The 13721-nt window shown below is 74.7% G+C and carries 20 protein-coding genes; 6 read left to right on the plus strand and 14 right to left on the minus strand.

All coding sequences use genetic code 11. The features are described from left to right. Position 1 precedes the first annotated feature (1 nt). Genes KPF22_RS21145 through rsfS form a run of 4 tightly spaced genes read right to left on the minus strand, consistent with a single transcriptional unit; the run spans position 2 to position 3165 of the window. Positions 2-1444 carry an FGGY-family carbohydrate kinase gene (locus tag KPF22_RS21145; protein ID WP_208825200.1) on the minus strand — a complete coding sequence of 481 codons (1443 nt, stop codon included), beginning with the start codon at positions 1442-1444 and terminating at the stop codon, positions 2-4. Next, entirely contained in the window at positions 1441-2172 is a 732-nt protein-coding gene (gene octT / locus KPF22_RS21150) for a diglucosylglycerate octanoyltransferase (protein ID WP_062401422.1), read from the minus strand. Before octT ends, KPF22_RS21145 begins: the two co-directional genes overlap by 4 nt. Continuing rightward, a complete protein-coding gene (locus KPF22_RS21155; protein WP_208825198.1) occupies positions 2165-2785 on the minus strand; it encodes a histidine phosphatase family protein in 621 nt (206 codons plus the stop codon). Before KPF22_RS21155 ends, octT begins: the two co-directional genes overlap by 8 nt. Then, complete coding sequence (rsfS, locus tag KPF22_RS21160; RefSeq protein WP_062401418.1) at positions 2782-3165, minus strand: ribosome silencing factor; 384 nt, start codon at positions 3163-3165, stop codon at positions 2782-2784. Before rsfS ends, KPF22_RS21155 begins: the two co-directional genes overlap by 4 nt. Before the next feature lie 126 nt (positions 3166-3291). Here rsfS and KPF22_RS21165 point away from each other — a divergent pair, with 126 nt between their 5' ends. Beyond that, positions 3292-4152 (plus strand): MaoC family dehydratase, encoded by an 861-nt coding sequence (locus KPF22_RS21165; protein ID WP_208825196.1) that lies wholly within the window; start codon positions 3292-3294, stop codon positions 4150-4152. Between the two features lie 4 nt (positions 4153-4156). On the opposite strand, the gene KPF22_RS21170 is transcribed toward KPF22_RS21165, so the two are convergent. From KPF22_RS21170 to KPF22_RS21180, 3 genes are all read right to left on the minus strand, one after another. After that, positions 4157-4837: a hypothetical protein gene (locus tag KPF22_RS21170; RefSeq protein WP_224403094.1), complete on the minus strand. Its 681-nt coding sequence runs from the start codon at positions 4835-4837 to the stop codon at positions 4157-4159. Positions 4838-4886: 49 nt separating this feature from the next. Further along, entirely contained in the window at positions 4887-5411 is a 525-nt protein-coding gene (locus KPF22_RS21175; RefSeq protein WP_208825192.1) for a GNAT family N-acetyltransferase, read from the minus strand. 82 nt (positions 5412-5493) lie between these two features. Continuing rightward, complete coding sequence (locus KPF22_RS21180; protein ID WP_224403095.1) at positions 5494-5763, minus strand: hypothetical protein; 270 nt, start codon at positions 5761-5763, stop codon at positions 5494-5496. Between the two features lie 146 nt (positions 5764-5909). On the opposite strand from KPF22_RS21180, the gene KPF22_RS21185 reads away from it, so the two are divergent. Then, on the plus strand, positions 5910-6119 hold the full coding sequence (locus tag KPF22_RS21185) for a hypothetical protein (RefSeq protein WP_208825188.1): 210 nt from the start codon (positions 5910-5912) through the stop codon (positions 6117-6119). Here the strand turns inward: KPF22_RS21185 and KPF22_RS21190 are convergent. Further along, positions 6098-6835, minus strand: a complete 738-nt coding sequence (locus KPF22_RS21190) for a class I SAM-dependent methyltransferase (protein WP_208825186.1) — start codon at positions 6833-6835, stop codon at positions 6098-6100. The genes KPF22_RS21185 and KPF22_RS21190 overlap by 22 nt on opposite strands. Positions 6836-6898: 63 nt before the next feature. Here KPF22_RS21190 and KPF22_RS21195 point away from each other — a divergent pair, with 63 nt between their 5' ends. Continuing rightward, entirely contained in the window at positions 6899-7528 is a 630-nt protein-coding gene (locus KPF22_RS21195) for a DedA family protein (RefSeq protein ID WP_208825184.1), read from the plus strand. Between the two features lie 79 nt (positions 7529-7607). Continuing rightward, on the plus strand, positions 7608-7733 hold the full coding sequence (locus KPF22_RS32270; RefSeq protein WP_255625044.1) for a hypothetical protein: 126 nt from the start codon (positions 7608-7610) through the stop codon (positions 7731-7733). On the opposite strand, the gene KPF22_RS21200 is transcribed toward KPF22_RS32270, so the two are convergent. The 6 genes from KPF22_RS21200 to map all read right to left on the minus strand — a co-directional run bounded on the left by KPF22_RS21200 (position 7718) and on the right by map (position 12370). Further along, the gene (locus KPF22_RS21200; protein WP_208825182.1) at positions 7718-8269 is read right to left on the minus strand and encodes a dihydrofolate reductase family protein; all 552 of its coding nucleotides are present in this window, start codon (positions 8267-8269) and stop codon (positions 7718-7720) included. The two genes, KPF22_RS32270 and KPF22_RS21200, sit on opposite strands and share 16 nt — an antisense overlap. 76 nt (positions 8270-8345) lie before the next feature. After that, positions 8346-8543: a ferredoxin gene (locus tag KPF22_RS21205; protein WP_062404434.1), complete on the minus strand. Its 198-nt coding sequence runs from the start codon at positions 8541-8543 to the stop codon at positions 8346-8348. A 14-nt stretch (positions 8544-8557) separates the two neighbouring features. Next, positions 8558-9772, minus strand: a complete 1215-nt coding sequence (locus KPF22_RS21210; RefSeq protein ID WP_208825180.1) for a cytochrome P450 — start codon at positions 9770-9772, stop codon at positions 8558-8560. 127 nt (positions 9773-9899) lie between these two features. Beyond that, entirely contained in the window at positions 9900-11000 is a 1101-nt protein-coding gene (locus tag KPF22_RS21215; protein ID WP_224403096.1) for an alpha/beta fold hydrolase, read from the minus strand. A gap of 81 nt (positions 11001-11081) precedes the next feature. After that, positions 11082-11261 carry a hypothetical protein gene (locus tag KPF22_RS21220; protein ID WP_208825178.1) on the minus strand — a complete coding sequence of 60 codons (180 nt, stop codon included), beginning with the start codon at positions 11259-11261 and terminating at the stop codon, positions 11082-11084. Positions 11262-11593: 332 nt separating this feature from the next. Beyond that, a complete protein-coding gene (gene map / locus KPF22_RS21225) occupies positions 11594-12370 on the minus strand; it encodes a type I methionyl aminopeptidase (protein ID WP_073578030.1) in 777 nt (258 codons plus the stop codon). A 63-nt stretch (positions 12371-12433) separates the two neighbouring features. On the opposite strand from map, the gene KPF22_RS21230 reads away from it, so the two are divergent. Next, positions 12434-12703: a helix-turn-helix domain-containing protein gene (locus KPF22_RS21230; RefSeq protein WP_208825176.1), complete on the plus strand. Its 270-nt coding sequence runs from the start codon at positions 12434-12436 to the stop codon at positions 12701-12703. Positions 12704-13033: 330 nt separating this feature from the next. After that, positions 13034-13465, plus strand: a complete 432-nt coding sequence (locus tag KPF22_RS21235; protein WP_208825174.1) for a nitroreductase family deazaflavin-dependent oxidoreductase — start codon at positions 13034-13036, stop codon at positions 13463-13465. Positions 13466-13721: the final 256 nt, after the last annotated feature.

A 13721-nucleotide genomic window follows, 5' to 3' on the forward strand; every position in this document is an offset into this window, starting at 1 on the left:
CCTATCCACCCGTCGGGCGGAACAGCGGTGCCAGTGCCCGCTGCGCGGCGAGGTAGCGGCCGTGCGCGTCGTCGAGGCGACCGCGGGTGCGCGGGTCGGGGGTGAACTCCCGGTCGACCCGCACCATGCGCCCGGCGAGCTCGCCGACCGAGGCGGCGTCGCCGGTCGCGAGCGCGGCGAGCATCGCGGCACCGAGCACCCCGGCGTCGCGCTCGGCGGTGCGGCGCAGCGGCCGGTCCAGCACGTCGGCCTTGATCTGGCACCAGAGGTCGCTCGCCGCACCACCGCCGCAGGCGGCGATCGTGTCGGCGCGACGTCCGGCGGCGGCCTCCAGCGGCCCCAGGACGTGCCGGGCGGCGTGCGCGACGCCCTCCAGCACGGCGCGGCCCAGCTCGGCGGACCCGGTGGCGAAGCCCGCGCCGAGCCAGTGCCCGCGCAGGTCCGGGTCCCAGAGCGGGGCCCGTTCCCCGGCGAGCTGGGGCAGGAACAGGACCTGGCCCGGGTCGGCGCAGGCGGCGCGGTCCAGCAGCTCGCCCGGTGCGACGCCGAGCACCGCGGACGCCCAGGTCAGGGCGTCGCCGCCGGCCTGGGTGGGCCCGGCGTGCACGTGCAGCCCGCGCCACGACGGGAACGTGACGATGCCCGGGGCGCCGCCGCCGGGCGTCGCGGCGAGGGCCAGGACCTCCGAGGTCCCCGCGATGTCGATCGCGTCGCCGGGGGCGGCGATCCCGCCGCCGAGCAGCGCCGCCCAGGCGTCCATCGTCCCGACCGCGACGGGCAGCCCGGCCGGGAGCCCGCCCGCGCCGGTGGTCTCCCCCGCGACCGACGCCGGGTCGGCCAGGGGCGCCGGCATCGCGCGCAGCCCGGGGACGAGCAGGTCGAGCCAGTCCGGGTACCGGCCGTCGGGGCCGAGGAGCCCGGTCGAGGACAACGGATCGGCCACGGCGGTGCCGGTGAGCCGCTCGAGCAGCCAGTCCTTGGGGGCGAGCAGCCTCCGTGCGCGGGCCCACGCGTCGGGCCGGTGCGCGGCGAGCCAGGCGGCGCGGGCGGCCGCGTGCGAGGCGTCGACGGTGCCCAGCCCGCCCCGGACCCGGGCCCGGTCGGCGGGGGCGAGCCGCCCGGTCAGTGTCGCCGCGACCGGGCCGCACCGGCCGTCCTGCCAGGTGATCGCCGGCTGCACGGGGGCACCGTCGTCGTCGACGAACAGATGGGTGTTGACCTGGGCGCACACCCCGACCGCCGTCACCCCGGCCAGTGCCGGGCCGAGCGCGCCGACCACCTCGGTGAGCCCGGACCACCAGTCGTGCGGGTCCTGCTCGGCGTGCCCGGGTGCGGGCCGCGCGGTGGGGTGGGCGGCCCGGGCCGTGGCGACCCGGACGCCGTCGCCGGTGAACACCGCCGCCTTGACCGAGGTGGTGCCGAGGTCGATGCCGAGCAGGGTCACGGCCGGTCCCCCGCGGCCGCGAGGAGCCCGGCCAGTGCCTCCCCGACGGCGGCGTGTCCCGCCCAGCCCCAGTGCAACCCGTCGGGGTTGCCGTGTCCACCGAGGACGTGTTCGCCGACCAGGGCGGGCACGTCGAGCACCGTCACCGCCGGGGCGCCGGCCGCCCAGCGGTGGATCGCGGCGTCGGTGGCGGCGCGGTGCGGGTGGGCCAGGCCGTAGTCGGCGGCGCGGTGCACCGACGGTGCCAGCGCCACCACCGGCAGCCCGGGGCGCAGCGCGTGCACCCCGGCGCGGCAGCGTTCCAGGTAGGCGGCGGTGAGGCGGGGCGGCAGGGTCGCCGGTCCCCCGCCGGGCAGCCGCGCCAGTGCCGGGGCCAGCCGCGGCTGGGCGCGCCGGTAGGCGCTGCGGGCCGCGTGGCGCAGCGGGGCGGGCCGGAGCACCGGGATCAGCTCGCGCAGCGCGGTCGGCAGCGGGGACGGCAGCGAGTCCATCCCGGACACCCCGAGCACGACCGCTCCGACCCGCGGCAGCGCCGCCCACACCCGCGGGTCCCCGGTGATCGCCGACCAGGCGTGCCGGGCGGTCCACCCGGCACGCGCGACGATCTCGGCGCGGCCCCCGAGCCGGGCGGCGGCGATGTTGGGCCACAGCCTCGGCTCGTCGGCCGGGCAGGGCCGCTCGGGCCCGTGGAAGGCCAGCGAGTCCCCTACGACCAGCAGGTCAGGCACCGATGTTGTACCCCGACAGGCGCCAGCGGGGGTGGTCGTCACGACGGGCGACGACGGCCCAGCGGGTGTTGCCCAGCCCGCCGATCACCGGCCAGGACGACTGCGGCAGGTCGAGCAGCCCGCACACCATCCCGGCGATCATGCCGCCGTGCGCGACGAGCAGCACGGAGCGCTCCTCCGGGTCGGAGGCGTACTCGAGGTCCAGCTCCTCGACGACCGGCAGCGACCGGACGACCACGTCGACCCGGGACTCCCCGCCGGGCGGGGTGAACCGCGGGTCGGACCGCCACTCGGCGATCGCGCCCGGGTCGTCGGCACCGATCTCGGCGATGGTGCGTCCCTGCCAGTCCCCGAGGTGGGTCTCCCGCAGCCGCTTGTCCACCGACAGCGGCAGCCCGACGGCCTCGGCCACGGCGGTCGCGGTGTCGTGGGCGCGGGTCAGGTCCGAGGTGATGATCCGGTCGAACCGTTCCTGCGCGAGCCGCGGCGCGACGGCCGCGGCCTGCGCGCGCCCGGCGTCGGTCAGCCGGGTGTCCAGGTGCCCCTGCATCCGGCCGACGGAGTTGTACTCGGTCTGCCCGTGCCGCAGCAGGGTGACCCGGCGCAGCGTCATGCAGTGCCGTCCGGGGCGCCCTGGGGGTCGGGCACCTCGATCGCCGGGCAGTCCTTCCAGAGCCGGTCCAGGCCGTAGAAGCCGCGCTGCTCGGTGTGCATGACGTGCACGACGATGTCGTTGAAGTCCAGCAGGACCCAGCCGTTGTCGTTGTCGCCCTCGCGCCGGGTCGGCTTGCTGCCGCGCTCGCGCAGCTTCTCCTCGACCTCGTCGACGATGGCCTGGACCTGACGCTCGTTGGCCGCCGACGCCAGCACGAAGCAGTCGGTCAGCGCGAGCTGGTCGGACACGTCGAGCGCGACGATGTCGACGGCCTTCTTGTCGGCCGCGGCGGCCGCGGCCACCTTCGCCAGCTCGACCGCCTCCGGTGATGCCGTCACCACACTCTTCCCTTCACGACCACGATTGACCTCGACAGTGTGTCAGCCGGGCACCGGGGACTTGGGCGGCGGGCACCGGGCGGGATAGGTTTCCGCCTCACGGTGGATCGTCGAAGGAGACTCCCCATGCCCCTGGCGCCCGATCTCGAGGGCACGCAGTGCGAACCGGTCAGCTTCGCGTGGGCACGGGACGACGTGCTCCTCTACGCGGTCGCCGTCGGCGCGGGGGGTGAGGACCCCACCGCCGAGCTGTCGCTGACCACGGAGAACACCGGGGGCGTGCGGACGGCGGTGCTGCCGTCGTTCGCGGAGATCGTCACGGCGGGCGCGAAGGTCGACCTCGGTGACGTGGACGCCTCGCGCGTCGTGCACGCCGAGCAGGCGTTCCGGGTGGTCGGCCCGCTGCCGGTGGAGGGGCGGGTCCGGGTGACCGCGACGGTCACCGAGGTGCTCGACAAGGGGTCCGGGGCGCTGGTGCGCACCGAGGCCGAGGCCGTCGACGCCGGCACCGGGGAGCCGGTGCTGACCAGCACGAAGACGTTGTTCCTCGGCGGCGAGGGCGGCTTCGGCGGCCCCCGCGGTGACACCACGCCGAGCCCCGTCCCCGACCGGGCGCCCGACCACGAGGTGACCTACCGGACCACGCCCGGCCAGGCCCTGTTGTACCGGCTGACCGGGGACCGCAACCCGCTGCACAGCGACCCGCGGTTCGCCGCGAAGGGCGGGTTCGACCGGCCGATCCTGCACGGCATGTGCACCTACGGGTTCACCACGCGTGCGCTGGTCGCGACCGTCTGTGACGGCGACGCCCGTCGCCTCGTCGCGATGGACGCCCGGTTCACCCGCCCGGTCGTGCCCGGGCAGTCCCTGACCGTCTCGGTGTGGGACACCGGCGACGGCACGGTCGCGTTCCGGACCGCCGTCGACGGCGAGGTGGTGCTGGACCGCGGCACCGCGGAGGTCACGGCGGCGGCCCCGTCCGCCTGAGCGCTCAGGACGCCGCCGCGGCGACCCGCGGCGGTGCCGGGTCCCCCGGGTGGTCCTGACCTCCCCGATAGGCGAGGGCGGACAGCGCGTCGAGCGCCGCGAGCTGCGGGTAGGTCCGGTCCGGGTCGCCCCGGTGCGGCCACCGGTGGTCCAGGTCGCGGAAGGTCACCGCGCGGTGCCGCGTGGTGGCCAGGAAGCGCGGGTTGTCCCGCACGAAGCGGGCGTAGGCGTACCGGAGCGCGGGGTGGCGGCCCAGCTCGGTGCGGACGAACCGGTCGACGTCGGCGCCGATCTCGTGGACGTACTCCCCGCAGGGGGCGACCACGAACGGCACCACCCACGCCTCGTGTACGCCGAGCAGGTCGCGCACGGCGCGCTGGCGGTGGCCGGCGTTCTCGCTGCGCGACATCCAGGCGGCGACGACGGCGCGGCGGCGCGTGCCCATCCGGGCGAGCACGGCCGACGACGGCCAGGGGAACGACGTCCGGAACGGGATGTGGACCGGGTCGCCGTCGACGTGCACGTCGTGGTCGGCGACGCCGCCGCCGGAGTCCTGCACGAGCTGCGCCGACACCGCGCCCCACGGGGCGAGGGTGTGCATCGCGGCGTGGGCGTCCCGGCGGACGGGCTGCGGCACCGCGCGGAGCAGCAGACCGGCCACCGTCGGGGTGGGGACCTCGATCACGAGGATCACCGTAGCCCGATCGGCGCAGCGTAGCGTGACCGATGGTCGACTATCGCGCTGTGTCGTCACCCTTTCGGCGCTGCGTGACCGATAGTCGGTAGAGCGCGGCGACCGGCTCGCGGCCGTCCGGGAACCGCCACCCGGCGGGCGCGGTCCCGGTGCGGACCCAGCCGGCCGCCCGGTAGAGGCGTTCGGCCGGGACGGACTCGACGACGTCGAGAACCCCGTCGCGGCCGCGGGCCGCCAGCGCGGCGGCGACGCCCGCCAGCAGGGCGCGGGCATGTCCGGCACGACGGGCCGCCGGGTCGACGAACACCCGGGTCAGCCGCAGCGCACCGGGGTCGCCCGCGTCGTCGACGTCGTCGGCGACGAGCGCGGCGTGCCCGGTGACCCGCTCCCCCACCGTGACGACCAGCGCGGTGGCCAGTCCCGGCGGGGACAGGAACGCCGCCGGGTCGGCCGGCCAGGTCGACGGGTAACGGTCGGCGGCGTGCACGGCACGCAGCACCGTGACGCAGGCGGGCAGGTCCTCATCGGTGCGGGGGCGCAGGCCCGGCGGCACGACGGGGCTCACGACCCGACCGTACCGCCGCACCCCGGTGCCGCGGACGGATCGGCGCCACCGCCGGTGCCGGCCGGGCAGGCGGGGGGGCAGGTCAGCGCAGGGTCACCCCGGCCGGGTAGACGGCGTCGACCTCCACCTCGACCAGCCAGCCGGGCACCGGCAGGATCGCGACCTCCAGCGCGAAGCGGCTGGGCCGGGCGGGGTTGCGCACCAGCGGTGCGGCGGGCGCGGCGGTCCCGGTCGGGACCAGCGTCTCCCCCGTGGTCAGGTCGGTGTCGGCGAAGTACTGGAGGTAGGCCCGGTTCCAGCCGGCGTAGTCCGCCCGGGTCGTGCCGGGGGCGTTGTCGAGGAACACCCGCATCGAGGTGACGTCGTCCGGGCGCAGGCCCCGGGCCCAGGTTCTCCGTGATCCGGGCGAGCGCGTTCATGCCCTGGGCCTCGGTGAGCGAGCCACCCGTGGGGAGCGTGCCGCCGGGGAACTGCCCCGCGTCGACGTAGGACTGCGGGGTGGTGGATCCGGTCCATCCCGCCGACCGCGAGCTGCTGGCCGACCGGGCCCCGTCCGGGACCGACGGGGTGCGGCGCCTGGTGCGCGCCCTGGTCATCCTCACCTACGTGCTGGTCGCGGTCGCCGCGGCGCTGCTGTGCGCGGGGGTCGACCGGATCGGCCGGCTCACGGGCGCGCGGGAGTCGGGTCAGCGCGGGCGCAGGACGTAGCCGGTGTAGCCGTACTCGGCGCCGAACCGTTCCCGCACGGCGATCTCGTCGCCCACCTCGTCCAGCGCCGCCGGGTCGACGCCGTCCTCCCGCAGGGTGGCGATCCGGCAGGCCAGCGGCCGGTAGTAGGCGTCCCAGTCGGAGTCGGGGAGCAGGTAGACCGCCTGCACCGTGTACCCGGCGCGCTGCGCGGCGGCGACGTTCTCCGCGGTCGTCCGCATCCCCGGGTAGCCCGTGTCCCAGAACTCCCGCGCGCCGGGCGACGGCTCGGTGGTCGTCCACTCGGCCTCGGTGAGGACCAGCACACCGCCCGGGGCGAGCAGCCGCCGCCAGCCGGCCAGCGCGGCGTCGAACCCCATGATGTAGGCCGCTCCCTCGGACCAGACGAGGTCGGCCTCGCCGTCGGGCAGCGGGAGGTCGTCCATCGCCGCGACGAGCGGACGCACCCGCTCCCCCAGCCCGGACGTCGCGGCGCGGGTCCGCAGCCGGTGGAGGAAGGGCTCGTGCAGGTCGACGGCGACGACCTCACCACCGGTCGCCGCGGCCAGCGGGAGCGTCGAGGGGCCCGTCCCGCAGCCGATGTCGACGATCCGCGGCCGCTCGGGCAGGTCACCGGCCAGCCGCAGCAGCAGCGCCGTCGTCTCCTCCGACCCCGGCGCCTCACGGGGCAGGTCGTCGTGGGCGGCCAGGAAGACCTGCTCCAGCGGTGTGCTCACGCCCGCGCATGATGCCCGCACCGGGCCGTCACCGCACCACCGAGACGTGTGCATGATGGAGTGGTGCACGTCGACATGCTCCTGATGGCGATCCCCCCGCTCGCGATCTACTTCCTGTGCGCGGGCGTGGTCGGGGTGGAGAGCATCGGCGTCCCGCTCCCCGGCGAGATCGTGCTGGTCGGCGCGGCGCTGCTGGCCGCGCGCCCGGGGTCGCCGATCGACCCGGTCGCCGTCGCGGCGTCGGCGACGGCGGGCGCGATCGTCGGTGACTCGATCGGCTACTCGGTCGGGCGCCGCTACGGCACCGGCCTGCTCGACCGGCTCGGCCGTCGCTTCCCGAAGCACCTCGGCCCGGCCCACCTCACCGTCGCCCGCCGCATCTTCGACCGGCACGGGGTGTGGGCGGTGCTGTTCGGCCGGTTCGTGGCGATCCTGCGGATCCTGGCCGGGCCGCTGGCCGGGACGATGCGGATGCGCTATCCCGCGTTCCTCGCCGCGAACGCCACCGGGGCGGTGCTGTGGGCGGGCGGCACGGTCGCCCTCATCTACCTGCTCGGCATCGTCGCCGAGACCTGGCTGAAGCGGTTCTCCTGGATCGGGCTGCTCGTCGCCGTCGTGGGCGGGCTGGTGGTGTCGCGGTACGTGCGGCACCGCGTCGAGCGGGCCGCCTCCCGGGAGGAGACGGCGCAGTGAGGCGCGGCCCGGTGCACGACCTCGCCGCCGCGGAGCGCGCCGGCCTGGCCGGCCTGCTCGACACCCTCACGCCCGGCCAGTGGGTGTCGCCGGGCACGCCGAGGCGCTGCTGATGGCCGCCGCGGGGCGGGCGGACGCGGTCGCGGAGCTGTCCGGCCCGGGCCGGGAACTGCTGGCAGCGCGGACGGCTCAGCGCGGCGCGTGAGCGGTGTAGACGATCCCGCCGCCGAACGAGCGGGCGTCGAGGAGCCGTAGCCCCTGGGCGTTCCAGCCGTCGGGGAACAGCCGCCGCCCGGCACCCTGGACCACGGGGTGGTGGAAGAGCCGGAACTCGTCGACGAGCCCGGCGGCGATGAGCGTGTGGCAGAGCGTGATGCTGCCGGTCAGGACGATGTCGGTGCCCGGCTGCTCCTTGAGCGCCGCCACCTCGGCCACCGGGTCCCCGGACAGGATCGTCGAGTTCTGCCACTCCGGGTCGGTCAGCGTGGAGGACACCACGTACTTGTCGACCTGGTTCAGGTAGTCGGTGATGCCGGTGGCGTCGTCGGTCTGCGCGGGCCAGAAACCGCGGAAGTCGCAGAACGTGCGACGGCCGAGCAGGGTCGCGTCGGACGCGGAGTCCTGGCGGTGCAGCTCGGCCAGCATGTCGTCCTGGCCCTCGGCGCTCGGGTCGAACCAGTCGCCGAGGAACTCGACGGCGCCGTCGAGGGTGATGTTCTGGGTGATCGCGAGGGTGCGCACGGGAGGTGCCTCCACGGTCGTCGGTGCGGCGTACACCGGGGTCGACCGCGGAGGCGTCCCGGACTCATCGCTCCGCTCAGCCGTCGACGACGGTGATCGCCGACGCCGGGCAGCCGCGCGCCGCGTTGCGCACGGCCTGCTCCTGGCCGTCCGGCGGGGTGTCGGTGAGCAGCTCGACGACGGCGTCGGAGTCGCGCTGGTCGAACACGTCCGGGGCGGTGAGCAGGCACTGCCCGGAACCGACGCACGCGTGCTGGTCGACCTCGACCTTCATCGCGGTCCCCTCCCTCACCAGCGGACCGGCAGGCTGCGGACGCCGCCGGTGATGTGGTCGGTGCGCACGTCGAGCTCGTCCATGCCGACGGCGAGGTCCAGCCCGGGAAGCCGGCGGGCGAGCGTCGCGAACACCGCGCGCAGCTCGGTGCGGGCCAGGCTCGCGCCGATGCAGAAGTGCGGCCCGTGGCCGAAGCCGACGTGCCCGCGCTCGGTGCGGTCGGGGTCGAAGGTCTCGGCGTGGTCGAAGACGTCGACGTCGCGGTTGGCGGCGTTGACCGAGAGGATCACCGCGTCGCCGCGCGCGATGGTGACCCCGGCCATCTCCACGTCGGAGTGGGCGTAGCGCAGCAGCCCCAGGTCGCCGGGCGCGCCGAGGCGCATGACCTCCTCGATGACGGCGTCGACCCGGCCGTCCGGGTCCGCGGCGAGCCTGTCCCACTCGTCGCGGTTGGTCATCAGGAACAGGATGCCGAGCCCGATCCGGTTCACCGTGGTCTCGTGGCCGGCGAACAGCAGCCCGACGCAGAGCCGGACCATCTCCGGGTAGCCGAACCCGGGGTCCTCGGCCTGGGCCTGCACGAGGTCGGTGATGACGTCCTCGCCCGGCTCGGCGCGCTTGCCCTCGGCGAGCCCGGCCATGTAGCGGCCGAACTCCTCGCGGGCGACGTGGGCGTCCTCCCCGGAGAAGGTGGCCATCCGGTCGGACAGGGCGCGGAAGTACTCGCCGTCGGACTCGGGGACGCCGAGCAGCGAGCAGATCACCGCGACGGGCAGCGGGAAGGCGAGGTGGGTGTGCAGGTCCACGGTGGCACCCGGGCCCGCGGCGTCGTGCTCGGCGACCATCGCGTCGACGTAGCCGTCGACGAGCTCCTGCACGTGCCCGGACAGCGTCCGCATCCGCTTGGCGGAGAAGGCCGGGGTGAGCAGCCGGCGCATCCGGCCGTGCTCCTCCGCCTCGTTCTCGTAGGTGCCGGTCGGCCCGTCCTGGACGGCGGCGGTGCTGATCCTCGACGCCTTCTCCGGCTCCGGGTGCGACCGGCCGAACCGCTTGTCCCCGAGCAGCTCGCGGACCTCGGCGAACCGGGTCACCAGCCAGGCCGGGTCCCCGGCCGGGGTGGTCACCGGCGCGATCGGCGCCTCACGGCGCAGGACCTCGTAGAACGGCGCGAGGTCGAGCAGGTTCGGTCGGGTGAACGGCAGGCGGGGACGCTCGGTGGCGAGGGTCATCGACACTCCTGGGGGTCGTGGTGGTGATCCCCAGCCTACGATTTGTTGGCAGTATCTGCCACGAATGTGTCCGGAGTGCGCCGGACCGTCCCCGAACGGGCGGGTCGGGGACGGTCCGGGCCCGCGGTCACGCCGGGCTGTCGAGCAACTCCTGGAGGTACTGGTCGATCTGCGGCATGTAGGTGGGCGCGACGCCGAACAGGGCGAGGTGCCCGAGCAGGTCGTCGACGACGCGGATCGTCGCGTGCGGGGTCAGCTCCAGCTCGGCCTCGTGGTCACGGACCGGGAAGAACATGTCCTCGTTGATCGGGATGATCCGGGCGACGGACTCGTTGCGCCCGAGCGCCTCGGCGAGGTCGCCGCCGGTGTGGCGGGCGACGTCGCCCCGTTGCCACTTCCACGCCATGCACAGCAGGTCGTTGGGGTCCATCGCGGTGAAGTACGGCTCCAGGAAGCCGGCCATGAACGCCTCGCGGGACTCGAACTCCAGGGCGCGCCACACCTCCTGCTTCCAGAACTCGGTGGAGAACCCCATCACCGCCCAGATGCCGGCGTGCCGCTTCAGCCCGGCCTCGACCTCGGTGTTGCTGCGGTAGTTGCCGCCGGCGAAGCCGGGGTCGGAGGTGATCGCCTCGACCAGGGCCTGCGTGTAGAGGAAGTCGTGCGGGGTGTTCTGCGCGGTCCCGGCGATCGGCGCGGCGCGGCGCACCTTCTGCGGGAACCGGACCATCCACTCGTAGGTCTGCTGCGCGCCCATCGAGCCCCCGACGACCAGCGCGAGCCGGTCGATCCCGTAGTGCTCGCGCAGGAGCTGCTCCTGGGCACGGACGTCGTCGCCGATGCGGACGTGCGGGAAGTTCGACATCGCGATGCCGGCGTTGGCGCCCGAGGCGTTGTGCGGGCTGGTCGACAGACCGTTGCCGATCTGGTTGACCACGACGATGAAGTACCGCTCCGGGTTCAGCGCGTGGTCCGGGCCGATGTAGACGTCGCGGAAGATCTGGTGCGTGCCCGAGTACCAGGTCGTCACGAGGATCGCGTTGTCCTTCGCCGCGTTCAGCGTGCCGAAGGTGGCCACCGCGAGCTGCAGGTCGGGGATCACCCCGCCCTCCTCCAGCGCGAACTCCCCCAGGCCGATCAGGTCGTAGTCGCCGTGGAACTCGTGGGTGTAGTAGGGATTCTCGATCGCCGTCGGCTGCGCTGTCGTCCCGGTCGTCACTGCTGTCACGCTCCTGCTCCGTCGAAGACGCGGACCGGGACGACTCTTCCCCCTTGTGACGCGTGGCACAAGATCCCGACCGGGCCGCGCTCAGCTCCAGGCGACGACGAGCCCCAGCATCGTCACGACGATGCCGAGTCCCAGCACCATCATCAGCAGCCAGGCCGCGGCGTTCGGTGGCGCCGCGTCGGGGGCCGGGTCGGTGCTGCGGCGCAGCTCGGCGAGCTGGGCGGGGTCGAGGATGGGCACGGTCAGGTCGTCGGAGTTCATACGGTGGTAACGCGCGGGGCCGGGTCGCAGGCACTGCGTTCCCGTCTCTCGTGTGCCGCAGGAAGATCGATGTCGCGGACGGTGGTTCACGTCCGCCCACCGGGCTGACTTTCCGTAGACCGGGAACACGCGTTGCATGACTCAACGTGATCGGTCGGGTCGCGGCGTCACACCTCGCAGAGGCTTCCCGGGCCTCGCAGCCCCGCGCGCAGCTCGTCGGCGTCGGCGGGGCCGCGGCCCACCGGACGGGAACGGCAGAAGGCCCGGGTCCGCTCGGCGTCGGCCGGCGGGACCGGCACGCTCAGGCGCCGAGGGCGACACGCACGGGCCGGTCAGTCCTGCCCGCGGCGGGTCAGCACCGTGGGGCCGTCCTCGGTGATCGCGACGGTGTGCTCGGAATGCGCGGTGCGCGAGCCGTCGGCGGAGCGGATCGTCCAGCCGTCCGGGTCGAACACGATCTTGTCGGTGGTCCGTGCGAACCAGGGCTCGAGTGCGAGGGTCAGCCCCGGTCGCAGGGTCAGGCCGCGGCCGGCCCGCCCGGCGTTCGGGATGTGGATGTCGCCGTGCATGGTGCGACCGAGGTCGTGCCCGCCGAACTCGGTGTTGACCGGGTAGCCGTAGTCGCGGGCGACCCCGCCGATGGCGGCGGAGATGTCGCCGAGCCGGTTGCCCGGCCGGGCCGCGTCGATCGCAGCCTCCAGGGCGTCCTCGGTGGCCCGGATGACGCGGAGGTCGCCCTCGTCGGCCGTCGTGCCGACGACGACCGTCCGGGCGGAGTCGGCGACCCAGCCGTCGATGCTGACGGCGATGTCGGCGCTGAGGACGTCGCCGTCGCGCAGGACGTAGTCGTGCGGGAGCCCGTGCAGCACGGCGTCGTTGACCGACAGGCAGATGACGTTGCGGAACGGGCCGCGCCCGAAGGACGGGGCGTAGTCCCAGTAGCAGGACTCGGCGCCGCGCTCGGCGATCATGCCGCGTACGTGCTGCTCGATGTCGAGGAGGTTCACACCGACGTCGGCGATCCGGCCGACCTCGGTGAGCACCTCGGCGACGAACCGGCCGGTCGTGTGCATCCGGTCGATCTCGGCCGGTGTCTTCAGTTCGATCACGGTATTACTATACCGGACCGTCACGGCTTGCCGGTACAGTAATACCGACCCTACGCTCGACGCATGGTCCGTCAGCCCCTCACGCCCGAGCAGATCGAAGCCGGCCGCCGTCTCGGCGCGCTGCTGCGCCGGGCCCGGGGCGACCGCGACCCGGTCGACGTCGCGCGGGCGGCCGGCATCTCCCCCGAGACACTGCGCAAGCTCGAGACCGGACGGCTGCCGTCGCCCGGGTTCGGGACGATCGTGTGCCTGGGCGAGGCGCTCGGGGTGCCGCTGGAGGAGCTGGCGGCGGAGTGGCGCGGGAGCGACATGGCCATGGAGGCGGCCGGATAGCGGTTCCCCCGGGCCCGTGCGCCGACCGGCCACCCGTTCGGCCGGCCCTCGCCGTCGACGACGCACCAGCCGGCACCGTCGGGCCACCGGCGTCCCACGACCCGTCCGACCGCCGGTGGACCGGTCGCCCGTCCGCGTCGGCCGCCTCGCGGTGGAACCGGCACACGAGCCCGTCCGGCACTCACTCGGACCAGGGCCTGCGCGGGTCCCGGGTGTCCGACGCGGCCGGGTCCGTCGATCGGGTTGCGGACCGCCGGAATGACCGACGACGGGGCGAGGTTGACCGGAGCGGTGCCGGACGGCGCCGGACACCCGTTGGAGGAGCACGAGATGAGTGACGCGTCGGCCCCGTTCGACCTGGCGGCGATGAACCGCGCCGTGATCGAGGAGTTCCGGGAGACCGGAGGACGGGCGGGCGGCATGTTCGAGGGCAAGCCGCTCGTGCTGGTGCACCACACGGGAGCCCGGTCCGGCACCGAGCGGATCGCGCCCCTGGTCCCGCTCCTCGACGGCGAGCGGATCTTCATCTTCGCCAGCAAGGGCGGCGCCGACACCAACCCGGACTGGTACCACAACCTCCTGGCGAACCCCGACACCCGCGTCGAGCTGGGCACCGAGACCCTGCCCGTGCGGGTGCGGGAGGTCACCGGTCCCGAGCGGGACGAGGTCTACGCCCGCCAGGTCGCTCTGGAGCCGCAGTTCGGCGAGTACCAGCGCTCGACCGAGCGGACCATCCCGGTGCTGGAGCTGCAGCGGACCTGAGCCCGCACCCCCCGGTTCGAGCCCGCCGCGGGGCCGGCCGGTCGCCCGTCGATCGGTACCCGAGAGCGCTCGCGCGGGGCGCGCACAGCACTCCTGCACTGATCGACGGGGACGTCCACCCGGCACTGCCCGGCCCGCGCACCTGCGCACACGAGTGGCCGGACGCCCTGGACCGCACCCGGACGCTCGTCGACACCGCGCTCGGTACCGGTCTGCGCTGACCGTCCGAGTCAGGTGATCTTGTACCGGATGTGTA

The sequence above is a fragment of the Pseudonocardia sp. ICBG1034 genome (genome assembly GCF_020131375.1).
GTDB lineage: Bacteria > Actinomycetota > Actinomycetes > Mycobacteriales > Pseudonocardiaceae > Pseudonocardia > Pseudonocardia alni.

Bases quoted from the DNA above. Each gene is read 5' to 3' on its own strand.
- KPF22_RS21230 (WP_208825176.1), top strand. From the start codon at position 12,434: ATGGTCCGTCAGCCCCTCACGCCCGAGCAGATCGAAGCCGGCCGCCGT.
- KPF22_RS21210 (WP_208825180.1), bottom strand. From the start codon at position 9,772: ATGACCCTCGCCACCGAGCGTCCCCGCCTGCCGTTCACCCGACCGAAC.
- KPF22_RS21205 (WP_062404434.1), bottom strand. From the start codon at position 8,543: ATGAAGGTCGAGGTCGACCAGCACGCGTGCGTCGGTTCCGGGCAGTGC.
- KPF22_RS21220 (WP_208825178.1), bottom strand. From the start codon at position 11,261: ATGAACTCCGACGACCTGACCGTGCCCATCCTCGACCCCGCCCAGCTC.
- KPF22_RS21155 (WP_208825198.1), bottom strand. From the start codon at position 2,785: ATGACGCTGCGCCGGGTCACCCTGCTGCGGCACGGGCAGACCGAGTAC.
- KPF22_RS21235 (WP_208825174.1), top strand. From the start codon at position 13,034: ATGAGTGACGCGTCGGCCCCGTTCGACCTGGCGGCGATGAACCGCGCC.
- KPF22_RS21180 (WP_224403095.1), bottom strand. From the start codon at position 5,763: ATGCGGGTGTTCCTCGACAACGCCCCCGGCACGACCCGGGCGGACTAC.
- KPF22_RS21165 (WP_208825196.1), top strand. From the start codon at position 3,292: ATGCCCCTGGCGCCCGATCTCGAGGGCACGCAGTGCGAACCGGTCAGC.